This window comes from Streptomyces sp. NPDC101165, from assembly GCF_044768135.1.
Taxonomy (GTDB): Bacteria; Actinomycetota; Actinomycetes; order Streptomycetales; family Streptomycetaceae; genus Streptomyces.
Window position 1 is genome coordinate 193,945 of the sequence record NZ_JBIWPG010000012.1, and the last position, 23,081, is coordinate 217,025.

General features: G+C 71.8%; 16 protein-coding genes and 1 riboswitch. Of the genes, 8 read left to right on the plus strand and 8 right to left on the minus strand.

Going from position 1 to position 23,081, the window contains the following annotated elements:
- Window positions 1-25: 25 nt before the first annotated feature.
- From ACIRVH_RS26500 to ACIRVH_RS26510, 3 genes are all read left to right on the plus strand, one after another.
- Window positions 26-2,362, plus strand: coding sequence for a glycosyl hydrolase family 95 catalytic domain-containing protein (locus tag ACIRVH_RS26500; protein ID WP_403957618.1), 2,337 nt, complete (start codon window positions 26-28; stop codon window positions 2,360-2,362).
- 169 nt (window positions 2,363-2,531) lie between these two features.
- On the plus strand, window positions 2,532-3,272 hold the full coding sequence (locus ACIRVH_RS26505) for a class I SAM-dependent methyltransferase (RefSeq protein WP_403957621.1): 741 nt from the start codon (window positions 2,532-2,534) through the stop codon (window positions 3,270-3,272).
- 133 nt (window positions 3,273-3,405) lie between these two features.
- Window positions 3,406-6,069 carry a SpoIIE family protein phosphatase gene (locus ACIRVH_RS26510; protein ID WP_403957623.1) on the plus strand — a complete coding sequence of 888 codons (2,664 nt, stop codon included), beginning with the start codon at window positions 3,406-3,408 and terminating at the stop codon, window positions 6,067-6,069.
- A 120-nt stretch (window positions 6,070-6,189) separates the two neighbouring features.
- Here ACIRVH_RS26510 and ACIRVH_RS26515 read toward each other — a convergent pair whose 3' ends face one another.
- Both ACIRVH_RS26515 and ACIRVH_RS26520 read right to left on the minus strand, forming a co-directional pair.
- The gene (locus ACIRVH_RS26515) at window positions 6,190-7,659 is read right to left on the minus strand and encodes an aldehyde dehydrogenase family protein (protein ID WP_403957626.1); all 1,470 of its coding nucleotides are present in this window, start codon (window positions 7,657-7,659) and stop codon (window positions 6,190-6,192) included.
- A gap of 31 nt (window positions 7,660-7,690) precedes the next feature.
- Window positions 7,691-8,431, minus strand: coding sequence for an aquaporin (locus ACIRVH_RS26520; protein WP_403957629.1), 741 nt, complete (start codon window positions 8,429-8,431; stop codon window positions 7,691-7,693).
- A gap of 189 nt (window positions 8,432-8,620) precedes the next feature.
- Between ACIRVH_RS26520 and ACIRVH_RS26525 the strand changes: the two genes are divergently transcribed.
- The gene (locus ACIRVH_RS26525; protein ID WP_403957632.1) at window positions 8,621-10,303 is read left to right on the plus strand and encodes an IclR family transcriptional regulator C-terminal domain-containing protein; all 1,683 of its coding nucleotides are present in this window, start codon (window positions 8,621-8,623) and stop codon (window positions 10,301-10,303) included.
- Window positions 10,304-10,333: 30 nt separating this feature from the next.
- Here the strand turns inward: ACIRVH_RS26525 and ACIRVH_RS26530 are convergent, their stop codons facing one another.
- Window positions 10,334-11,566 (minus strand): FAD-dependent oxidoreductase, encoded by a 1,233-nt coding sequence (locus ACIRVH_RS26530; RefSeq protein ID WP_403957635.1) that lies wholly within the window; start codon window positions 11,564-11,566, stop codon window positions 10,334-10,336.
- Window positions 11,567-11,729: 163 nt separating this feature from the next.
- Here ACIRVH_RS26530 and ACIRVH_RS26535 point away from each other — a divergent pair, with 163 nt between their 5' ends.
- Both ACIRVH_RS26535 and ACIRVH_RS26540 read left to right on the plus strand, forming a co-directional pair.
- Window positions 11,730-12,755: an aldo/keto reductase gene (locus tag ACIRVH_RS26535; protein WP_403957638.1), complete on the plus strand. Its 1,026-nt coding sequence runs from the start codon at window positions 11,730-11,732 to the stop codon at window positions 12,753-12,755.
- 388 nt (window positions 12,756-13,143) lie between these two features.
- Complete coding sequence (locus ACIRVH_RS26540) at window positions 13,144-14,343, plus strand: enoyl-[acyl-carrier-protein] reductase FabV (protein WP_403957641.1); 1,200 nt, start codon at window positions 13,144-13,146, stop codon at window positions 14,341-14,343.
- A 99-nt stretch (window positions 14,344-14,442) separates the two neighbouring features.
- Here ACIRVH_RS26540 and ACIRVH_RS26545 read toward each other — a convergent pair whose 3' ends face one another.
- The gene (locus ACIRVH_RS26545; protein WP_403957643.1) at window positions 14,443-15,405 is read right to left on the minus strand and encodes a hypothetical protein; all 963 of its coding nucleotides are present in this window, start codon (window positions 15,403-15,405) and stop codon (window positions 14,443-14,445) included.
- A gap of 343 nt (window positions 15,406-15,748) precedes the next feature.
- Between ACIRVH_RS26545 and ACIRVH_RS26550 the strand changes: the two genes are divergently transcribed.
- Both ACIRVH_RS26550 and ACIRVH_RS26555 read left to right on the plus strand, forming a co-directional pair.
- Entirely contained in the window at window positions 15,749-16,951 is a 1,203-nt protein-coding gene (locus ACIRVH_RS26550; protein WP_403957646.1) for a PP2C family protein-serine/threonine phosphatase, read from the plus strand.
- A gap of 83 nt (window positions 16,952-17,034) precedes the next feature.
- A riboswitch (guanidine-III (ykkC-III) riboswitch) is annotated at window positions 17,035-17,102 on the plus strand.
- Window positions 17,103-17,114: 12 nt separating this feature from the next.
- Window positions 17,115-17,993 (plus strand): MBL fold metallo-hydrolase, encoded by an 879-nt coding sequence (locus tag ACIRVH_RS26555; RefSeq protein ID WP_403957649.1) that lies wholly within the window; start codon window positions 17,115-17,117, stop codon window positions 17,991-17,993.
- Between the two features lie 24 nt (window positions 17,994-18,017).
- Here ACIRVH_RS26555 and ACIRVH_RS26560 read toward each other — a convergent pair whose 3' ends face one another.
- Genes ACIRVH_RS26560 through ACIRVH_RS26575 form a run of 4 tightly spaced genes read right to left on the minus strand, consistent with a single transcriptional unit; the run spans window position 18,018 to window position 22,867 of the window.
- Window positions 18,018-19,160, minus strand: a complete 1,143-nt coding sequence (locus tag ACIRVH_RS26560; RefSeq protein WP_403957652.1) for an XdhC family protein — start codon at window positions 19,158-19,160, stop codon at window positions 18,018-18,020.
- Window positions 19,153-21,285: a xanthine dehydrogenase family protein molybdopterin-binding subunit gene (locus tag ACIRVH_RS26565; protein WP_403957655.1), complete on the minus strand. Its 2,133-nt coding sequence runs from the start codon at window positions 21,283-21,285 to the stop codon at window positions 19,153-19,155. Before ACIRVH_RS26565 ends, ACIRVH_RS26560 begins: the two co-directional genes overlap by 8 nt.
- Entirely contained in the window at window positions 21,282-22,274 is a 993-nt protein-coding gene (locus tag ACIRVH_RS26570; protein ID WP_403957658.1) for an FAD binding domain-containing protein, read from the minus strand. Before ACIRVH_RS26570 ends, ACIRVH_RS26565 begins: the two co-directional genes overlap by 4 nt.
- Complete coding sequence (locus ACIRVH_RS26575) at window positions 22,271-22,867, minus strand: 2Fe-2S iron-sulfur cluster-binding protein (protein ID WP_403957660.1); 597 nt, start codon at window positions 22,865-22,867, stop codon at window positions 22,271-22,273. The genes ACIRVH_RS26570 and ACIRVH_RS26575 overlap by 4 nt, the downstream gene beginning before the upstream one ends.
- Window positions 22,868-23,081: the final 214 nt, after the last annotated feature.

Consider the following 23,081-nt stretch of genomic DNA (forward strand, 5'->3'; position numbering starts at 1 on the left):
GATCCGTCAGCCCGGGAGGACGACGATGACCACGCAGCCGGAGAAGCGCTCGCCGGTACCCCGCAGAGCCGTACTCGGCACCGCGCTGGGCGGAGCGGCAACGGTGGCCCTGCCCGGTCCGGCCCACGCCGAGTTACCCGCACAGGCGACGGGATCCCGCAGCCCCGGTCCGGCGGACGGGGCCGCCAGGCGCCCATGGCGACTGCGCGACACCATGACGACCGACGACGCCTGGGAAGGGTTCCTGCGCGGTCAGGACCTGCTGTGGAGCAGGATGCCGACCCTCTGGCACGAGGGTCCGTTCCTCGGGGACGGGCTGCTCGGCAGCATGGTCTACCAGGAGCCGGGCGCCAACCAGGTCCGCTTCACCGTCCAGCACGGCCGCGTCCAGGACCACCGGCCCGAGTTCGGCAGCGGCTGGGGTACCTGCCGCCTCCCGGTCGGGCATCTCACGCTCGAACCGGTCGGCACGATCAGCGCCGTCGACTGGCGGCTGAGCCTGTGGAACGCCGAACTCACCGGCACCGTCACCACCACCGCGGGAAGGCTCACCCTCTCCGCCCTCGTCCACGACGAGGTCCTGGCCGTCCGGGTGCGGGCCGACGGCGGCGAGCGGGTCACCTGGACCTTCCACCCCGAAGAGGCCGTCAGCCCCCGTCGCATCAGCGAGGCACCGCCCGCCGGCTACACCGCCAACCCGCCCTGGACCACACGGACCGCCGCCGACGGCACCGAGCAGGTGCTCCAGCAGCTCAACGGCGGGGGCCAGACCGCCACCGCGTACCGCCGCACCGGGGATGACCTGCTGCTGAGCGTCGGACACAGCTCGCCCTCCGACACCGCCGCCGAGGCCGCCTCGCTGCGCAACCTCCGACGTGTGACGTCGTACGGCGACCTCAGGCGGCGGCACCTCCGGTGGTGGCACGGGTTCTACCGGAAGAGCTTCGTCTCGTTCCCGGACCAGCGGCTGCAGAGTTTCCACTGGATCCAGCTCTACAAGGTCGCCTCCGCCAGCCGCGCGGGCGGCCCCGTCATGGCCACCTCCGGTCCCTGGCTGGAGCCGACCCCCTGGCCCGCGGTCTGGTGGAACCTCAACGTCCAGCTGGAGTACTGGCTCATCCATGGCTTCAACCACCCGGAACTCGACGCCCTCGCCACCACGCTGCGGCAGAGCCAGGAACAGTTCATCGCCAACGTGCCCGCCGCCTACCGCGCGGACAGCTCCGGTGTCGGCCGCAGTTCCGACATGTTCGCCAACCGCGGCGTGGGCGTGCCGGGCAGCGGCGCCGAGACCGGTGACCTCACCTGGGCGCTGCACAACGCGTGGCTGTCCTACCGGCACTCCATGGACGAGGCCCTGCTGCGCGACACGATCTTCCCGGTGCTGCGCCGGGCCATCAACTACTACCTGCACTTCCTCACCCCGGGCAGCGACGGCAGGCTCCACCTGCCGAGCACGCTCTCGCCCGAGTACCCCGTCGTGCCGCCGCAGGACACCAACTACGACCTGGCCCTGATCCGCTGGGGCTGCCGGACGCTGATCGAGTCCGCCCAACTGATCGGCATCGACGACGAGTCGCTTCCGCGCTGGCAGGAGGTGCTGGCCAGGCTCACGCCTTACCCGGTCGACGACAACGGCTTCATGATCGGCGCGGACACGCCGTACGCCCAGTCGCACCGGCACTACTCGCACCTGCTGATGGTGTATCCGCTGTACCTCGTCAACTGGGACCAGCCCGGGAGCCGCGACCTGATCGCGAAGTCGGTGGCCCGCTGGCACGCGCTGACCGGCGCCCACCGGGGCTACAGCTACACCGGGGCCGCCTCGATGTACGCGATGACCGGCGACGGCGACACCGCGATCACCTATCTGCGCAAGTTCTTCGACCCCACGACCCGCTTCCCCTGCCGCGCCAACACGCACTACACCGAGGCCGGTCCGGTCATCGAGACCCCGCTGTCCGCCTCGCAGTCCCTGCACGACATGTTCTGCCAGAGCTGGGGCGGCGTGGTCCGGGTGTTCCCGGCCGTCCCGTCCGCCTGGGCGGACGTCACCCTGCACAACTTCCGCACCCAGGGCGCCTTCCTGGTCAGCGCCGTACGGAAGGCGGGGGCGACCCGCTTCGTCCGGATCAGGAGCCTGGCGGGTGAACCGCTCAAGCTGCGGCACGGCCTCAGCGGCACCCTCACGGTACTGCTGGACGACGGTACCCCGGCCCACACCCAGGACCTCGGCGACGGCACCCTCGCCATCGACCTGGCCCGGGGTCGCGAAGTGCTCGTCCACTCCGGTCCCCGACCCGAACTCGTCATCGCGCCCGTCGCCGGCAGCGAGCCGGGGCCCGCGTGGGGACTGCCGTAGCAGCTTCCGGCGCAGGTACGGCTCCCGACGTCAACTGTGCACAGGACGGATGCACCGTCGAGGGAATCTCCCTGCGCCACGGACTGCCAGGCCGTTTCGTCTGTCAGGCTGCCGCCGAGCGCCCTTCTTCACGAGTCCGGGCCAGGTTCAGTGCAGGAGGCAGCGACCCTTGATCGCCGGTGAAGACCCCCTCGGCTGGGACACCACCGCCGCAGCCGACGCCTACCGGGACCGTGACATGCGGCTGGCCGAGAAGCTGATCTTCCCGGCGGTGCTGCAGCGACTCGGCCGCAGCCCGGGCCCGGACCGGCTGGTGCTGGACGTCGGGTGCGGCACCGGTGCGATCGCGGCGCAGCTCGCCGGCGGCGGGGAGTGGACAGTCCAGGCGCTCGACCCGTCGGCGGACATGCTGGAGATCGCCCGCGCCGACCGCCCACACCCTCGTATCTCCTACCGGCTGTTCGACGGCCGTGCCCTGCCCTGGCTCGCCGACGACAGCGTCGACGGTGCCGTGTGCGGCCTGGTGTACTGCACCGACCCCGACGACGACCGGCTGGCCGCCCTCACCGCCGAGCTCCACCGTGTCCTGCGGCCCGGTGCCCCGTATCTCCTCGCCGACCTCAACCCCGCGGCGACCGGCGTGGATTTCTCCACCCTGCGTCACGGCGAACCAGGAGCCGTGTACGCCGACGGCGACACCGTGCCCACGCTGCTCCGGCTGCGCGACGGCACCACGATGACCGGCGTCACCCACTACCGCTCCCTCGATCGCTACCGGTCCTTCCTGACCGTGGCCGGCTTCCCCTCCCCCACCGTGGACCTGCCCACGCTCCCCGTCGACGCAGCCCGGGAAGACAATCCGGCGGAGACCAGGACCGCGCCATACATGATCTTGACGACGCACGCCTGAGGGAGCGTGGCGGTGCGAGCAGCCCTCCCGCCACCGCTCGCTGTGTGCGCACACGCGGGCACGTGACGTGAAGGGAGGGGCGCTGCGGTCGTTCAAGGATGATGGCGCGTTGGAGCCGAGGTTAGATGGGTCTATGGACCGGCGGCCCCGGCGTCTGCGGTCCTGGCAGGGGTTGCGCACCGTCTCCGGCCAGGTCTTCATCCTGCAGGTCTTCATCATCGTGGTCCTGGTGGCGGCTGCCGTCGTCGCCCTGCTGCTGCAGTCCCGGACGGACGCCGAGCGCGAGGCCCGCAACCGCACACTGGCGGTGGCCTCGGCCGTCGCCTCGTCCCCGTCGGTACGACAGGCCCTGGAAGGCCCGCACCCCACCGCCGCGCTCCAGCCGCAGGCCGAGGAGGTCCGCAAACGCGCCAAGGTGGACTTCATCGTGGTGATGAGTCCGCAGGGCATTCGCTACACCCATCCGAATCCGGCACGGATCGGCGAGCACTACATCGGCAGCATCGCGGCGGCGCAGCACGGTGGCATCGTCACCGAGACCACCATGGGCACGCTGGGCCGCTCGGTGCGGACCGTCGTCCCGGTCACCTCGTCCGACGGGAAGGTCATCGGTCTCGTCTCCGCCGGCATCACCATCAAGCAGGTGAGCGGGGCGGCGGACCGGCAGGTACCGCTCGTGCTGGCCGCGACCGGGGTGGTGCTCCTGGCGGCCACCGGCGGAACCGCGCTGATCAGCAGGCGGCTGCGCCGTCAGACACACGGTCTCGGTCCCGTGCAGATGACCCGCATGTACGAGCACCACGACGCCGTCCTGCACGCGGTGCGCGAAGGTGTTCTGATCGTCGATACGCAAGGCACTCTGCTCCTGGCCAACGACGAGGCACGACGCCTGCTCGGGCTCGCGGCGGACGTGGAGGGCCGGCCCGTCGAGGGTCTGGGACTCGAACCGAGCGCGGAGCGGCTGCTGCTGTCCGGTACCGCGACCACGGACCGGGTGATCAGGGTCGGCGACCGGCTGCTGGCGATCAGCCAGCGCCCCATGGCGCAGCAGCCCGGTCTGGGGGGCGCGGTCGCGACTTTGCGGGACACGACGGAGCTCAGCGCACTGATGGGCCGCGTGGAGGATGTACAGGAACGGCTCAAGCTGCTGTACGACGCCGGCATCCGCATCGGCACGACGCTCAACGTGACCCGCACGGCCGAGGAACTGGCCGAACTGGCCGTGCCCAGGTTCGCCGACTACGTCACCGTCGACCTGGCCGACGCCGTCCTGCGTGGTGAGGAACCGAACCTGGCGAACATGGCGGAGTTGCGGCGTGTCGCCCTGCACGGCACCCGGGAGGACACACCGCTGTATCCGCCCGGTCACCTCATCCACTTCGACGCCTCCACGCCGCAGGGCTCCGGATTCGGTTCCGGGCGGATGGTGCTGGAGGCCGACATGGCGGCGTTCTCCGGCTGGCAGGTCCAGGCCCCCGACCGGGCTCGCCGGCTGGTGGCCTATGGCATTCACTCCATGATCGCGGCTCCGCTGCGGGCGCGCGGGGTGATTCTCGGCGTGGCCACCTTCTGGCGTTCGAAGGAGCCCGCGCCCTTCGGCCAGGAAGACCTCTCGGTGGCGGAGGAGCTGGTCGCCCGTGCCGCGGTGAGCATCGACAACGCCCGTCGTTTCACCCGGGAGCACGCCATGGCCGTCGCGCTGCAGCGCAGTCTTCTGCCGCACGCGCTGCCCGAGCAGAGCGCCGTCGAGGTGGCCCACCGCTATCTGCCGGCCGAGGCGGGGCTCGGTGGTGTCGGCGGCGACTGGTTCGACGTCATCCCCCTGCCGGGAGCCCGCGTCGCGTTCGTGGTGGGCGACGTCGTCGGGCACGGTCTACACGCCGCCGCCACCATGGGGCAACTGCGCACCGCCGTCCACAACTTCTCCACGCTCGACCTGCCGCCCGACGAGTTGCTCTGGTATCTGGACGAACTCGTCACCCGCATCGACCAGGACCGGGACGACGAGAGCAGCGACGCGCCGACGCTCACGGGTGCCACGTGCCTGTACGCGATCTACGACCCGGTGTCGGGGCTGTGCACGATGGCCAGAGCCGGTCATCTGGACCCCCTGATCGTGTACCCGGACGGCCGCGCGGACCTGGCCGGGGTGCCGACCGGCCCCCCGCTGGGGCTGGGCGGGCTGCCCTACGAGAAGGCGGAGATACACCTGCCCGCGAGCAGCGCCCTCGTGATGTACACCAACGGGCTGATCGAGGAGCGGCAGCGTGACATCGACGAGGGGATCGAGCAGCTGCGCTGCGCCATCGCACACGCCGGACGGACACCGGAAGAGATGTGCCAGGCCGTGATGGACGCGCTGCTGCCCACGGCACCACGCGACGACGTGGCCCTGCTGGTCGCCCGCACCCGGCTGCTCGACAGCGACCGTACCGCGGTGTGGGACGTGCCCTCCGATCCCTCGGCCGTCGCCGGTGTACGGGCCTGCGCCGGCCGGCTGCTGCACACATGGGGTCTGGACGAGGAGGCGTTCACCCTGGAACTGATCCTCAGCGAGCTGGTCACCAACGCCATCCGGCACGCGACCGGCCCGATCAGCGTGCGTCTGATCCGCGACCGCACCCTCATCTGCGAAGTGTCCGACGGGAGCAGCGTCTCCCCGCACCTGCGGCGGGCCACCACCATGGACGAGGGCGGCCGCGGCCTCTTCCTCGTGGCCCAGTTCGCCGACCGCTGGGGCACGCGCTACACGCCGGACGGCAAGGTCATCTGGACCGAACAACAGCTGCCCGTATAGCCCTGGCGGCCACGGTCGACTCCGTCGGCCCGGGTCGTGGGCCGCGCTGCCGGCTGCAGCATCGCCTCCGTGAACGACGCGGCCGGGGCGCACCACAGCGCCCCGGCCTCCACCGGGTGCTCAGATCGGGAAGTGCGCGTGACCGCGGACCTGGGCGGTGACCCAGCGGGTGTCGGTGAACGCCTCGACGCCGGCCTGACCGCCGAAGCGGCCGTAGCCGGAGTCCTTCACGCCTCCGAAGGGGGCCTGGGGCTCGTCGGCGATGGACTGGTCGTTGACGTGGACGATCCCGGTGCGCAGGCGGGCGGCCACGTCGAGCCCTGCGGCCAGATCCTCGGTGATGACGCCGGCGGTCAGCCCGTAGGGAGTGTCGTTGGCCAGCGCCACGGCTTCGTCCGGGCTGTCGACGACGTGGACGACGGTGACGGGGCCGAAGGTCTCGTCGTAGTAGATCTTCATGTCCTTGGTGACCCCGGTGAGCACCACCGGACGGATCAGGGTGTCCGGTCCTTCGGGCGTACCGGTGCCCGCCGCGAGGGTCGCGCCCCGGGCGACCGCGTCGGCGACGAGTGCCGTGATGCGCTGTGCGGCCCGGGAGTTGACGACGGGGCCGACGGCGACGGCGGGGTCGGCCGGGTCGCCGCAGTTCAGCTCGGTCACCCGGGCGGCGAGCTTGGCGGTGAACGCCTCCGCGCGGGAGCGGTGCACGATGAGGCGGTCGAGGCACATGCAGATCTGGCCGGAGTTCATGAAGGAGCCGAACACGGCCGCGTCGACGGCGTAGTCGAGATCGGCGTCCTCCAGGACCACCAGGGCGTTCTTGCCGCCGAGTTCGAGGACCGCGGGCTTGAGGTGCTGAGCGGCCTGGACCCCGATGGCACGGCCCACCTCGGTGGAGCCGGTGAAGTTGACCATGCGTACGCGTTCGTCGGCGACGAGTGCGGAGACGACGTCGGCGGCGTCCGCGCGGTCGTTGGTGATGACGTTGAGCACCCCCGCGGGCAGCCCGGCCTCGCGCAGTATGTCGGCGATGAGCAGGCCGCACGCGATGGGGGCGTCCTCGCTGGGCTTCATGACGACCGTGTTGCCGACGGCGAGCGGCAGCGCGACCGCGCGTACGCCCAGGATGACCGGGGCGTTCCACGGTGAGACGGCGGCGACGACGCCCTTGGGCACGCGCACTTGGGTGGAGATCACCCCGTCGGCGTTGGTGGCGAGTACGTGTCCGGCCGGCCGGCTGACGGCGGCCGCCGCCTCCAGCAGGATGTCGGCACCGAGGCGGGTGTTGAAAGCGGCCCAGGGTGCGGTGGCGCCGACCTCCTGCGCCATGATCCGCACGATCTCGTCGGTGCGGCCGACCATCAGTTCGGCCGCCTTGAGGAAGATCTGCCGGCGTGTGGCGGGCTTGGTGGCGGCCCACCGCCCGAAGGCCGCGTCGGCGGCGTCCACCGCGCGGCGCACGTCATGGACGGTGCCGGCGGCGACCTTCGCGTGGACGTCCCCCGTCCAGGGGTTGATGTCGGGAGTCGTCCGGGCGGAGGAAGCGGGCACCTCGGTGCCGTCGATGATCAGGCCGCGCATGGCGGGCATGTGCTGCTCCAGGGTGAAGGGGGTGGGGTGGTCAGGTGGTGGCGGGCTGGGCGGGGGCCGGTCGGCCGGTGCGCAGGGTGCGGTGGGCCAGGCCTGTGAGGAGACCGGCGACGAGAGGTGAGAGCAGGTAGGTCCCCAGGTGCGTGTACTCGCCGGAGAGCAGCGCCGGCCCGAATGCACGGGCCGGATTGATGCCGGCGCCGGTGACCGTGCCGAGCGAGGCGATGACGAGGCCCGCGCCGACGGCGATGACCGCCGGGATCAGGGCGTGCAGCCGGGGGCGGCCCATCACCACGGCCACGGCGGCGAGTACGGCGATCAGCGCCGCTGTCTCGATCAGGAACAACGCCGTCGTGCCGGTCCCGGGGGCGGGCGCCACCAGGGCGTAGTGGATGCGCAGGACGGGGTCGCCCCACACGAGGCGGGCCAGGGCGGGGCCGCTGACCGAACCGGCCAGCTGCGCCGCGACGTAGGGCAGGACCGCACGGCCGGGAAACAGGCCGTCGGCCCACAGGAAGACGGTCACTCCGGGGTTGAAGTGGCCGCCGGAGGCACGTCCGGTCGGGGCGTACATGAGCGCGGCGAGCAGCAGCGCCACCACGGCACCGGCCGTGCCGAGCATGAGGTGGGCGTCTCTGATCGCCAGGGGCGAGTCCGGCAGCGCGAGCAGGCGCACCAGGCTGACCACGCCGAACAGGAGCACGGTCGTCGACAGGAACTCGTAACCAGCGTGACGGGCGAGGTCCGCGCGGCTCGGGACGGAAGAACTCATGGCTGTCCTCAGGGTTGGGGCCGGGCCGGTGATGTCCCGCAGGGCCAGGCGACCTGATTTTTTTCGCTGAATGAACTTTTGTTCGGTCTGCGTGAAACCAGAGTCTGCGGTGTGTGCGCGGCGCTGTCAACGCTCGGTAGCGTTCTCCCGTCAGGGATCACGACGAGGAGCACGGGAGCTGGGCCGGCGATGGCAGGACGCGCGAGGGCGACGACCGGTGGCGCCGCGGAGGCGGGGTCCGGCGCGGAGTCGGAGGGCCCGCTGGCGCGGGGCCTGGCCGTACTGAAGGCCGTCGCGGAGGCCGACGGGGCGGTGCGCCCGGCCGACCTCGCCAGATCGACGGGCCTGGCACGCTCGGCCGTGGACCGGTTGGCCGCGACACTGACCCACCTGGGCCATCTGCGCCTGGTGGACCGCGATCTCCTGGCCGCCCCCCGGCTGATGGAGTTCGGCAACGCCTACCTGCGCGCAGCAGGCCTGCCCGACCGGGTCCAGCCTCATCTGGACGAACTGGCCCGCACCCTGGACGAATCCGTGTCGCTGATCGCGGCGGACGGCTGCGACATGCGCATCGTCGCTCGCGCGATCCCTCAGGACCGGGTGATTCCGCTGGGGTTCCGGGTCGGTGACCTGCTGCCCGCGGACCGCTGCGCGGCCGGTGCCGTACTCGCCGGCGACTGGGGACCCGAGCAGCACGCGGCCTGGCGGGCACACCGCGCCACCGACCCGCTCGACACCGGCTACCCGGCCCTGCCGCCACGCTTCGCGCGTCTCGAACAGAAGGCTGCGGAGGCGGACTTCGCCGCCTGGATCTCCGACTCGGCCGAACAGGGCTGGGCCCTGGACGACCAGATCGCCGCACCGGGCCTGGTCGCGCTGTCCGTCCCGGTTCCCGGACAGGACGGCGGGCCTCGGTACGCGCTGAGCGTCCTCGCCCACACCAGCCGCTTCGGCGCCGAGGCGCTGCGCACACACGCCCTGGCCCATCTCGCCCGGGCGGCACGGGAGATGGGTGACGCGCTCGGCGCCGACCGTCCTGCAGCCGACGGCCTGGCGCCGTCCCCTTACGCCGACGCCAAGACGGAACTGGGGCCCCTGTTCCTGCAGGCGCTGGCTCGCGGACTCGCTGTGCTCACCGCGCTCGGCGGGGCTCGCGGCGGCCTCACCCTCAACGCAGCCGCGGAGGCCGCGGGCCTGTCCTACCAGAGCACACGCCGCAACCTGCTCACCCTGCAGCACCTGGGCTACGCCGAGCAGCGCGGGCGACACTACCTTCCGGCCCCGCGCACCCTGGGCCTCGGCTACGCCCGGCTGTCAGGTCTCGGCCTGGCCGACATCGCGCAGCCGCATCTGGCCGAACTCGCCACCCGCGTCCACGAGTCCGCCTCCGTCGCCGTACTCGACGGAACGGAGGTGCGGTACCTCGCCCGCTCCGCCACCCAGCAGGTCACGAGCGTCAGCATCCACCCGGGAGCCCGACTGCCCGCCTACGCCACCTCCATGGGTCGCGTGCTCCTGGCCGACCTTCCCCGGCCGGACCAGGAGCAGCTGCTCGCCGCACTGCCTCCCCGACCGCTGACCCCCTTCACCCGCACGTCACCCATGGATCTCGCCCAAGTCCTCACCCAGGCACGGCAGGACGGATACGCCATGGTCGAGCAGGAGCTGGAGCTGGGACTTCGTTCCATGGCGGTGCCCCTGCACGACGTGCGCGGCAGGGCCGTGGCCGCGCTGAACGTCGCTCTGCACGCGGGACCGGAGACATCCGAGCAGTCACGTGAGCGCCTGCTGCCGCACCTGATCGCCACCGCCCGGGGGGTGGAGGCCGATGTGGCCGCGGTCTTCGCGTTCGGGCCGGTACGCAGCGACTGACACGGCCCAAAGCCCTCTCCTGCCCGGCGGCTAGCGGACGGCCACCGCGGGTGGACGTTCCCGAAGTGCGCCGTATCCGATGAAGTACGCGGGCAGGCGCCGCATCCAGCGCGATCCGGCGACCCGGCGTGCGAGGCGCTGGGCCCGCTCCGGGCTGCCGAGAGGCGGACGGCCCTGCAGGACGGGAGCGATGAAGAGGGCGTGGGCCGTGCGCTGGAGTGCCTGGGTGACGACCGTGGTGGGAAGGCGCCGGCGCTGCACACCGCGTACGTCGCGCAGGCCCACGGTCCCACTGCGCAGTGGCTCGGCCAGATAGCGGGCGGCGGCAACCGCGTCCTGGACGGCGAGGTTGATCCCGATGCCGAAGACCGGGGACATCGCGTGCGCGGCGTCGCCGATGCACAGCAGCCCCGGACGGTGCCAGCGCCGCAGCCGGTCCAGGCGTACATCCAGGAGCTTGACCTCGTCCCACGAGCTCAGGGCGTGCGAGCGGTCGGCGATCCACGGGACGGCGTCGGCGAACTGGGCCAGGAAGCGGTCCAGGCCCGCGGCACGGCGTTGCGCGTCGGTGCCCTTCGCAATGAGTCCGGCGCACTGCCAGTACTCGCCGCGGTCGATCATCGCGGTCAGGAAGCGGTCCCCGGCACCGCCGACGAGTCCGCGCGGGTCGCCCTCCTTCCGTGGCAGGCGGAACCACCAGGCGTCCATCGGGCAGGTGAAGCTGCGCAGTCCCAGTTCCGGCCGGGAGCGCGCCAGTGATCCGCGGCCGTCACAGGCGACGGTCAGGACAGCCCGCAACTCACCGGTAAGGCCGTCGGCGGTGCGGTAGCGCACCCCGGTGACCCGTCCGGACTCGATCAGGAAGGAGGTCGCCTCGGTGTTCATCCTCAGCCGGAAGCACGGCTCGCGCCGGGCCTCGTCCGCGAGCAGGTCCAACAGGTCCCACTGGGGCACCATCGCCACGTAGTTGTACGGTCCGCGCAGCACCGTGAGGTCGGCGACGGTGACCGTCGAGCGGCCGGCTCCGACCGGCAGCTGGACGGTGTTCACCCGGCGCTGCGGCAGCTGGGCGAAGCGTTCGGCCAGCCCCAAGTCGTCCAGAAGGGCGAGGGTGGAGGGGTGGACGGTGTCGCCGCGGAAGTCGCGCAGGAAGTCGCCGTGCTTCTCCAGGACCGTCACCGCGACGCCGGCCCGGGCCAGCAGCAGGGCGAGCACCATGCCCGCAGGACCGCCTCCCACTACACAGCACGTGGTCTGTTCCATTGCAGTCCTGCCCTTCACGATCACGAGAGCAGTAATTCATCAGTCGATGAATACTATACTCCTCGCCGCGTCGGCAGACGTCGGAAGCGGCTCGCGACAAGCGCCGGTCGACGCCCGGAAAGCACTTGCTTCGAGCGCACTCGAACGATCTAGCGTGACGGGCATGAGTAACGCCATCGAACAGATCCGCAAGGTACGGCTGGGCAACGGCGGCCCCCTCGTGGGCGTGCAGGGCTTCGGCGCCATGGGCATCAGCGATGCGTACGGCGTGACGGACGTCGCGGCGGCCCGCGACACCCTGGAGGCCACGCTCGAGGCGGGTGTCACCCTCATCGACACCGCCGACATGTACGGCTCCGGCGCCAACGAGGAGTTCCTCGCGCCGTTCGTGGCCGCGCACCGCGACGAGATCACTCTGGCCACCAAGTTCGGCGTCGAGCGCCGCGCCGACGACCCGCGCTACCGCGGTGTCCGCAACGATCCCGGCTACGTGAAGAGCGCGGTCGAGGCGAGCCTGCGCCGCCTGAACGTCGAAGTCGTCGACCTGTACTACATGCACCGGCGCGACCCCGCCGTCCCGCTCGCCGAGTCCGTCGGCGCCATGGCGGAACTGGTGCGGGAGGGCAAGGTCAAGCACCTCGGCCTGAGCGAGGTCACCGGCGCCGAGCTGCGTGAGGCACACGCCGTGCACCCGATCACCGCGCTGCAGTCGGAGTGGTCGGTCTTCAGCCGGGACGTCGAGCGGAGCGCGGTGGGCGCGGCCGCCGACCTGGGGGTCGCGTTCGTTCCGTACTCGCCCCTGGGCCGGGGGTTCCTGACCGGTGCCTTCGTCGACGCGGGCACGGATCTCTCCAGCAGCGACTTCCGGCAGTACCAGCCGCGCTTCACCGGCGACAACGCCAAGGCGAACGCCGCCCTCCTGGAGCCCCTGCGTCGGATCGCGGCCTACCACGGCGCCACCACCGCGCAGATCGCCCTCGCGTGGGTGCACCAGCGGGCCCAGGTGCACGGCCTGACCGTCGTGCCGATCCCCGGGACCCGCAAGCGCGGCCGCCTTCTGGAAAACGCCGCGGCCACTCGGATCACGCCGACCGCCGACGAACTGGCGCTGCTGGAGCCGATCGCCGGCCAGGTCGCGGGCGACCGCTACCCGGACATGTCGTTCACCTCCGTGGGGCGGGAGGCCTAGGCCCTTTCGTTCGAGGTCGCGCCGGGGGCTGCGGGGTGGGTCCGTTGCAGCCGGGGCCGGTGGTGGGGTTGTGGCAGACGTTGATGCCGGGGCCGCCGTCGTCGGTGTGGGTGCCGGCGTTGCCGTCGAGGGTGTCGCGGAGTTCCGTTCCCCGGTACCGGTCCGCGAAGGTGCAGCGGGTATGCGGACGGCATCGACAAGATTTTTGAGCGGACCCTGGCACATGTCGGCACATCTCCATACGGGTTGACCGGACAGGATGGAGGCCTGGCCGACCTGGAGCGGGCTCGTGGCTTCGCCGTCCCCGACGAAGCCGTCGGACCGCCGCCCGGTGTCGGTGGTGCGCGCTCTTCACCGGGGCGACGACTCCTCAGCACGAAGGAAATCGATGACTCTCCGCGAGATCAAGCCCGGCAACCGTGGCTTCCTCTACGTCAACTCCCACCCCGAGGGCTGCGCTGCCGTCGTCGACGAGTTGTGGCGGCGCACGCCGGCACCCACCGGCCCGGCCGACGCGGCGGGGCCGGTCGCCCTGATCATCGGCTCCAGCGCCGGCTACGGCCTCGCCGCCACCGTCGCCGCGTTGCGCACCTACGGTATGCGCGGAATCGGCATCGCCTTCGAGGCCCCCGAGACCGAGCGCCGTACCGCCTCCGGAGGCTGGTACCGGACGGCCCGCACCGCAGCACTCGCCGGACCGGACAGCGATTTCGCCTTCCTCAACGCCGACGCCTTCTCCGTCGCGGCCAAGGAGCAGGCACTGGACCACCTCGCTGCCCGGTACGGCCGGGTCGACTACCTCGTCTACAGCGTCGCCGCGCCCCGCCGCACCGACCCGGTCACCGGCGAGGTCCACCGCTCGGTGATCAAGCCCCTGGGGTCCGCCTTCCGGGCCAAGACCTTGCAGTTCGACGGCGACACCCCACTCGTCGGTGCCCTGGAACTCGAGCCCGCCGTCGACGCGGAACGCGACGCGACGGTGCAGGTCATGGGCGGCGCCGACTGGAAGTTGTGGATCGACGCCCTGGCGGACCGTGGCCTCGTCCACCACGGCTTCCACACGGTGGCGCTCTCGTACGTGGGCTCCGACCTGACCGCACCGATCTACCGGGCCGGCACCATCGGCGCGGCCAAGCAGCACCTGGAGGACACCGCGCGTCGCCTTCAGCAGGACGTGGCCCCGCTCGGCGGACAGGCCCACACCGTGGTCGCCGGCGCGGCTGTCACCCAGGCCTCGACCGCGATCCCGTCCATCGCCCTCTACACCAGCCTTCTCCGCGCCGTCCTCGGCGACGGCTTCCAGAGCACCGCCCAGCAGGCCGCCACCCTTTGGCAACAACTCACCGGCGCGGCGCCGCTCCAGCTCGACCAGGAGCAGCGGATCCGCCTGGACGGCTGGGAGATGGACGACAAGGTTCAGGACGCCGTCCATGAACGCTGGGCCGCCGCCGACACCGACACCCTGGCCGAACTCGCGGACACCGACTGGTTCCAGGCGCAGGTCGGTCAGCTCTACGGGTGGCACGTACCCGGAACCGACTACAACACCCCCGCCCAGACCACGGTTTCCTGGCCGGCCACGAGCTGAGCCGGCCGGCACGCGGTCATCTGATCCTTCCCGCTGCCGTCGCCGCAATCCACCCGCGCCGGAGGGCACTTGGCCCCGGCGCGGGTGGAAGCCCTGTGGTCACAGGGAGGCCTTGGCGGTGTCGCGTGCGGTGGGAAGCCTGCGGGAGCGGACGAGTGCCGGCAGCATGGCTGCGCCCGCAGCCACGGCGGCGGCTTGCAGAACGGCCGCCAGCGCGAGGTTCTGCGGCAGCGACACATCAGCGGGATGCGCGATCGCGACGTACAACGTGATCGGCAGTCGCCAGCCGCTCCACGCGAACAGCGAACCTGTCCCCAGCCAGCCGAGTGACAAGGGGACCCAGCGGGGCAGACGGGCGGGCCGCCGGCGGCTGAGCATCCACGTGGCGGCGGAGGCGACGAGCGCCCACAGTCCCCACACTCCAGTCAGCAGCCGTCCGCCGGCTTCCTGGTCCGCGGGATGGGCCACACCTGCCGTGCCGCCGAGCGCCCAGTAGACCCAGACGACGCCGATCACCGCCGCGATGCCGGCCGCCCACAGCGCGGGCCGTGGGCTGCGCTCGCCGTCGTCTCCGACCCGTCCCGCGAACACCTCGGGCCAACGCCGTCGAAGGTAGGCGGGCAAGGCGAGCGCGAGGCCCAGTCCCATCCCCACGAAGCTGATCTGGATCAGCGCGGCTTCCCAACCCGGCATGGCAGGACCGGAGTCCTGGTGGTGCTGCGACGCGCCGTCCGACGAGCCGAGCAGCGGGTCCAGTACGGCGTACGGCAGCAAGGGAACGAGGAACCCCGTGCCCACCCAGGCGACGAACGCCACCAGCGGTCCCGGGATCCGCATCCCCCAGGGCCGTACGAGGGCGAGGGCCACGGCGATCCCGATGGCCGCCATGCCGATGGTCACCGTGTTGAGCACCACCCATCCGGTCAGGTCGAATCCGTCACCGATGGGCAGCAGCCCCGCCACCGACCCGACCACCCATGAGATCTTGATCAACGCATAGGGCGTCATCACCAGAGCCGCCCCGTACGCCGCCAGCCGCCCCACCCGGTCCAAACGGTCCATCCGGTCCATCGAAGGTCCCCCCCTTTTTCGCCCCTTGGGAGATCCACCCTCGTCGGCGGGCTCACGCGCCGCGTCACGCGCAGGTCGTATCCCTCTCCCCCATCCGGCGGACACCGTCCTCCCGCCCATGAGCCCGGCCTCCAGAACATGCCGCCAAGTGGAGCAATCGCCGGTGTGCCGGAACCCCGCACAGGAGGCTGGACCTCTTGCAGGGTTCATGGGATCAGGAGTCCGGTGTGCGAAGGCCGCGTCAGCCGAACCGTCAGGCAAGTCGTCCACCGGCACGGCACGCCTCCTGGGCTGGTCCGGCAGCTCCGACGGCGTGGGCGTGCGGGAGCGCCGGGTGAGGCTCGGGCGTACCCGCCGGGAGCCGGAGGCCGGCATGGCCGTCCGGACCCAGCTGCCGGCGCCTCCGGCGTGGATCCGCTGGCTTCCGGCGATGTTCGTCGCGGCCCTTCTGCTGGTCGAACCGCTCACGCCCGTGGACTGGCCGGTGAGCTTCGCGCTGATCACCGTGCCGCTGCTGGCCGCCTTCGCCCAGGGGCCGCTCGTCGTCGCCGCCGTCACGGTCTTCGCGGTCCTCTTCGAAGGGGTCCTGGCCGGTACCCCTTGCTGTGCGGGCCGGTCCGTCGGTTACCTGTGGGACCGCCACTACGTGGCCTCGTACATCTGCACGATCCTGGTGGGCGCCATCGCCACGGTCCTGGCCTCCCATCGGACCCGCCGTGAACGCACGCTCGCCGACATGCGCTTCGTGGCCGAGATCGCGCAGCGCGTCCTGCTGCGGCCGGTGCCGCACCGGATCGGCAACCTTCTCCTGGAGAGCCTCTACCTCTCCGCCGCCGCGGAGGCGCGCATCGGCGGCGACCTCTACGAGGCCGTTCCCACCTCGTACGGGGTCCGGCTGCTGATCGGCGACGTCCGCGGCAAGGGTCTGCTCGCGGTCGAGACCGCCGCCACCCTGCTGGGCGCTTTCCGCGAGGCGGCGCACGACGAACCCGATCTGCCCGCCCTGGCCGACCGCGTGGAGATCAGCATGGGCCGCAGGGCGACGCTGCTCGGCGGAAGCGAGGTGGGCGAACGGTTCGTCACCGCCGTCTTCGCCGAGATCCCTGCCGACGGTCATCTCGTCCGCATCGTCAACTGCGGTCATCCGCCCCCGCTCCTCATCCGCTCCGACGAGGTGCGCGAACTGGACCGGGGGCGGTCGGCTCCGCCGCTGAACCTCGGCGTGCTGGTCGGAGAGCCGTACAACGTCGACGTCTACGACTTCCGGCCCGGCGACCAGCTCTTTCTGTACACGGACGGCATCACGGAGACCCGCGATTCCCACGGCACCTTCTATCCCCTGCTCGAGCGCCTGCGCTCCTGGGGCCCCCTTCCGCCGCGGGAGTTGATGGAACAGCTCCACCGCGACCTGCTGGCCTACAGCCACGACGGCCTCCAGGACGACACCGCGGCGCTCACCGCCTGCCTGCTCGCCGACCAGCCTGCCGCAACGCCTCCTCCGTCGGGCGCGGCGGACGGAAGCGACGGCCCGCGGTGATGCCGCCTGCGGTCCCTCCGGCGTGCACGGCAGGACGTGCGGCTACGGCCACGGTCCCCTTCAGACACCGTGGTAGCGTCCCGTCGGAGGCTCCGACGTGCCTGCCCCGGACGAGATGTGCGCCGTACCCGGCCCGCCAAGACGACGCACGCGCGGAGGCACCGTGGACACCGGCACGCACCTGATCGACTTCACCAGCGCCCCTCCCCAGGCCCGTCCGCTGGACGTGCGGTGGATCCACGGCTCGCCGTCGGCCAAGCACAACACCGACCCGGACATCCAGGTCCACGCCTATGACGAGCACACGTTCGTCCTGCGGCAGAACATGGCGGTGCACTACGAGGCGCCGTTCCTCTTCCTGCTGTGCGGCAACGAACGCGCGGTGCTGATCGACACCGGCGCCACCGGGTCCGCCGAGTTCTTCCCCCTGCGGCGGGTGGTCGACGGGCTCCTCGCGGACTGGCTCGCCCGGCACCCCCGCGACGGCTACCAACTGCTGGTGCTGCACACCCACGGGCACGGTGACCACGTCGCGGGCGACGACCAGTTCGCCGACCGCCCCGACACCACGGTGGTGGGCGCCGACCGCGCCGACGCCTGGCGGTACTTCGGGTTCGACGTGGACCCGGACGCCGTCGCCCGCGTCGACCTGGGCGGCCGGGTGCTGGAGTGTCTGGCCACCCCGGGCCATCACGAGGCGGCCGTCACGTACTACGACCCGGCCACCGGCCTCCTGCTCACCGGCGACAGCGTGTACCCCGGGCGGCTCTACATCGAGGACGTCCCCGCCTTCGCCCGCAGCATCGACCGTCTGATCGAGTTCGCCGGCCGCCGGCCCGTCACCCATGTCCTCGGCTGTCACATCGAGATGACCACCGAGCCCGGCGTAGACTACCCGGTCCGCACCACCTACCAGCCCGACGAGCCGCCGCTCCAGCTGACCCCGGCTCACCTCCGCAGGATCCGTGACGCGCTCACCGAACTCGACGCCGACCTCACCTGGCGCGCCTACTCCGACTTCGTCCTGTGCCCCCGGGCCTGAGCACGGAGCGGCCTGCAGTGGCCCTCAGGCGGCCGTAGCCTCGTCACGTCCCCTCTGGTCGCGGTGGATCGGCGTCTTCGTGCCGGTCAGGGGAACGCCTGTCCCGCCGCGTCCGGCGGCGACGATCTCCGCCACGATCGACAGGGCGGTCTCCTCCGGTGTACGGGCGCCGAGGTCGAGTCCGATCGGGGAGCGCAGCCGGGCCAGCTCCCGCTCGCTCACGCCCTCCTCCCGCAGACGCCGATCGCGTTCCTCGTGGGTGCGGCGCGAGCCCATCGCACCGACGAACGCCACCGGCATCGCGAGGGCCGCCTTCAACAGGGGTACGTCGAACTTCGCGTCGTGGGTGAGCACGCACAGGACCGTCCGCGCGTCGGTCGCGGTGCGCCGCAGATAGCGGTGCGGCCAGTCGACGACGACCTCGTCGGCCTCGGGGAAGCGGGCCCGCGTGGCGAAGACGGGGCGGGCGTCGCAGACGGTCACGTGGTAGCCGAGGAACTTGCCGGCCCGCGCCAGCGCCGAGGCGAAGTCCACCGCGCCGAAGACGATCATCCGCGGGGGCGGCATGTTCGACTCGACGAGCAAGGTGAGCCCGCCGGGACAGTGCGAACCGTCCGCGGCGACGTCCACCGTGCCGGTGCGCCCGGCCTCCAGCAGGGTCCGGGCCTCGGCCGCCGCCGTCCGGTCCAGTTGAGCGTGGTCGCCGAGACCGCCCTCGTACGTGCCGTCGGGTCGTACCAGCAGGGCCCGGCCCAGGAGTTCTTCCGGGCCGCGGACAACCCGGGCGAGGGCCGCCGGCTCGCCCCGGACAGCAGCCGACAGGGCCGAGGCCAGGACCGTACGGGCGGGCGCCTGTCCGTCCACCGGTGTGATCAGCATGTCGATCGTCCCGCCGCAGGTCAGTCCGACGACAAAGGCGTCCTCGTCGCTGTAGCCGAACCGTTCCGTGACGCTCTCGCCCGTCTCGAGCGCCTGTCGGCACAGGTCGTAGACCGCGCCCTCCACGCACCCGCCGGAGACCGAGCCGATGACGGTGCCCTCGCTGTCGACGGCGAGGGCGGCGCCGGGACCGCGCGGCGCGCTGCCGCCCACCGCCAGCACGGTGGCGACGGCGAAGTCCCGGCCCTCCTCGACCCAGCGGAACAACTCCTCCGCGATGTCAAGCACTTGGTACCCCGGCCTGGATGACGCGGTCCGGTCGGATGGGCAGGCTGCGGTGGCGTACGCCGGTCGCGTGCCACACCGCGTTGGCGATGGCGGCCGCGGCGCCCACGACACCGATCTCTCCGATGCCCTTGATCCCGACCGGATCCCTCGGGTCCGAGTCGTCGATCCAGTCGGCCTCGATGTCCGGTACGTCGGCGTGCGTGGCCACGTGGTAGCCCGCGAGGTCGGCTCCGACGTGGCCGCCCGAGGCGCGGTCCCGGATCGCCTCCTCGTGCAGGGCCATGGAGATGCCCCAGATCATGCCGCCCCTGAACTGACCGCGTGCGGTGAGCGGGTTGACGATCCGGCCCGCCGCGAAGATGCCGACCATGCGCCGCACGCGCACCTCGCCGGTGGTGACGTCCACGGCGACCTCGGCGAACTGCGCCCCGAAGGAGTGGCGTTCGGCGGGGGCGAGGGCGCCGATGGCCGCGGTGGTGTCCGACCGCACCGTGATGCCCTCCGGGGGGATGCCGGTGCCCAGAGCCAGCCTGTCGCGCAGCTCGTCGGCCGCGGCCGTGACCGCCCACGCCCAGGAACGGGTGCCCATGGATCCGCCGGCGATCATCGCCGGTCCGAAGTCGCTGTCGCCGATGCGCACGTGAACCCGCTCCGGGGGCACGCGCAGCGCGTCCGCGCCGACCAGGGTGAGTGCGGTACGGGCCCCGGTGCCGATGTCGGCCGCGGCGATCCGGACGGTGAAGGTGCCGTCCTGGTGCGCGGTCACGGCCGCCGTGGACGGCATGGCACCCGCGTGGAAGGAGGCGGCCGCCGTGCCGGTGCCGAGCAGCCAGCGACCGTCCCGGCGCAGGCCCGGACGCGGGTCCCGGTCCGCCCAGCCGAACCTGCGGGCGCCCTCGCGGAAGCAGGCGGGCAGATTGCGGCCCGCGAAGGGCAGGCCGGAGACCGGCCCCTTGTCGGGTTCGTTGCGCAGGCGCAGCTCGATCGGGTCGATCCCGCACTGCTCGGCGAGTTCGTCGAACGCCGCCTCCAGCGCGAACGATCCCGGCGCCTCACCCGGGGCGCGCATCCATGTCGGGGTCGGTACGTCGAGCCGTACGACTCGGTTGGCGGTGTGGTGGGCGTCGGCGTCGTACATCACCCGGGCCACCCCGGCGCTCGGTTCGACGAACTCGTGCACGGTGGAGGTGAGGCTGACCGAACGGTGTTCCAGTGCGCGCAGCCGTCCGTCGGCGTCGGCGCCGAGCCTGACGCGCTGGACGGTGGGGCTGCGGTAACCGGCGAGCGAGAACATCTGACGACGGGTCAGGACTACGCGTACCGGTCGTTGCAGCACCGTTGCGGCCATCACGGCGGCCACCTGGTGGGCGCGGACGCCCTTGCTGCCGAAGCCGCCGCCGACGTGTTCGGAGCGTACGTGCACCGAGGCCGGGTCGAGCGAGAAGAGGCTCGCGAGTTCGCCGACGACCCAGGTGGTGCCCTGGTTGGAGTCGATCACCTCGAGCCGGCCGCCGTCCCAGCGGACGGTCGCCGCGTGCGGTTCCATCGGGTTGTGGTGCTCTTCGGGGGTGGTGTACTCGGCGTCGAGGACGACGGCCGACGCGGCGAGTTCGGCGTCGAGGTCCCCCTTCTCCGCCACCGCGGGCATATGGCCGTCCAGCGGGTAGGCGTCCGGGTGTTCGCCCGTGAAGTCGACGTCGTGGGGCTCCTGTTCGTAGTGCACCACGAGCGCCTCGGCGGCCTCCCTCGCCTGCTCGGACGTCTCGGCGACGACCAGCGCCACCGGCCAGCCCAGGTGCGGCACCCGGTCGTGCTGGAAGACGGCGCAGGTCAAGTCGGGCTTCGATCCCATCAGGCCGGCGTAGTCGGTCTCGACGCGCGGGGCGTTGCGGTGGTCCAGAACGGCGAGGACGCCCGGGAGTTCGAGGACGGCGGTGGTGTCGATCTCGCGGATGCGGCCGCGGGCGACCGTGGACAGCACCAGCCAGCCGTGCGCGAGGTCGGCGAAGGGGACCTCGCCCGCGTAGCGGGCCGCTCCGGTGACCTTGTCCCTGCCCTCCACGCGGGTGTGCGCGGTGCCGACGGAGAGTGTCGGCGTGGGTGTCCCGGTGGTGGCGGTGGTCATCGGGCGGCCTCCTCGGCGAGTTCGGTCAGCACGGCCACCACGAGGTTGTGCATCAGGGTCACCTTGTAGCCGTTGTGCGGCAGCGGCCGGGCGGCCGTCAGCTCGGCGGCGGCGGCCGCGGCGTAGGTCTCGGCGTCGGCCGGCGCGCCGGTCAGGACACGTTCGGCCGCGACGGCCCGCCACGGGCGGGAGGCGACCGCACCGAGCGCCAGACGGACGTCCCGGACGACGCCGTCACGGACGTCGAGGGCGGCGGCGACCGAGCCGATGGCGAACGCGTACGAGGCGCGCTCGCGCACCTTGCGGTAAAGGGAGTTGGCGGCTGCAGGCGTCGGCGGCAGGGTGACGCCGGTGATCAGCGCGCCGGGCGGCAGGGCGGTCTCACGGTGCGGCGTGTCGCCGACGGGCAGGTAGAACGCGCGGAGCGGCAACTCGCCCGGCCCGTCCACGGTTTCGTACGAGACGACGGCGTCGAAGGCCGTGAGCACGACGCCCATGTCCGAGGGGTGTACGGCCACGCAGTGGTCGGATGCGCCGAGGATCGCGTGGTTGTGGTGTTCGCCCTCGACGGCGGGGCAACCGCTGCCGGGGACACGCTTGTTGCACGGCTTGGTGACATCGGTGAAGTAGCCGCAGCGGGTGCGCTGGAGCAGGTTGCCGCCGACCGTGGCCATGTTGCGCAGCTGCCCGGACGCGCCGGCCAGCACCGCCTGCGCCAGGGCCGGGTAGCGGCGCCGGACTTCGGGGTGGGCGGCCAGGTCGCCGTTGGTGACGGTGGCGCCGATGCGCAGACCGCCCTCCGGCGTCGACACGATCTCGTCGAGCGGGAGTTCGCGGATGTCGACGAGGCGAGCGGGGCGTTCGACGCCGGCCTTCATGAGGTCGACCAGGTTGGTGCCACCGCCGAGGAAACGGGTGTCCGGATCCGCGCCGAGCAGCGCGACGGCGCCGGTGACGTCGGAGGCTCGCTGATAACCGAACTCCCTCATGCCACGGCCCCCTTGACCTCGGCTTCGGAGCTGATGCGTGCCGCCGTCGCCGCTCCGGTGCCCCTTCCGGCCTCGGCCGCCCGGGCCACCGCCTCGACGATCGAGACGTACGCGCCGCAGCGGCAGAGATTGCCGCTCATCCGCTCGCGGATCTCGTCGGCTGTCAGGGGTGGTGGTCCCGCCTCGGGCCGTACGTCGTCGGTGACCGCGCTCGGCCAGCCCGCCGCGTGCTCCTGGATCACCCCGATCGCCGAGCAGATCTGTCCGGGGGTGCAGTAGCCGCACTGGTAGCCGTCCAGGTCGAGAAAGGCCTGCTGCACGGGGTGCAACTGCTCGCCGTCGGCGACGCCTTCGATGGTGGTGATCTCGCGGCCCTCGGCGGCCACGGCCAGTTGCAGGCAGGCGACGGTCCGGCGCCCGTCGAGCAGGACGGTGCAGGCACCGCACTGGCCCTGGTCACAGCCCTTCTTGGTGCCGGTCAGATCGAGGCGCTCGCGCAGTGCGTCGAGCAGCGTGGTGCGGTGGTCGACGGGCAGTGTGTACTTCTCGCCGTTGATCTTCAGAGTGATGACACTGGACGTCGATAAAGCCATGAACAACTTCTTTCGCTTTCCAGGACGGTTGTGGAGAGTGCGTCGAGCAGGCCGCTGCCGGAGCCGGGAACCGAAGGTGCGGGATGCTTGGGCCGAAGAAGGTGGCAACTGCTGACTGCCGCGGGGCGGCGTCCACGGCTACCGTGGACGCAACCGGACAGCTATCCGCTACCCGAGGAACCTATACGGACAGCTGTCCGGTTAGCAAGGGCGG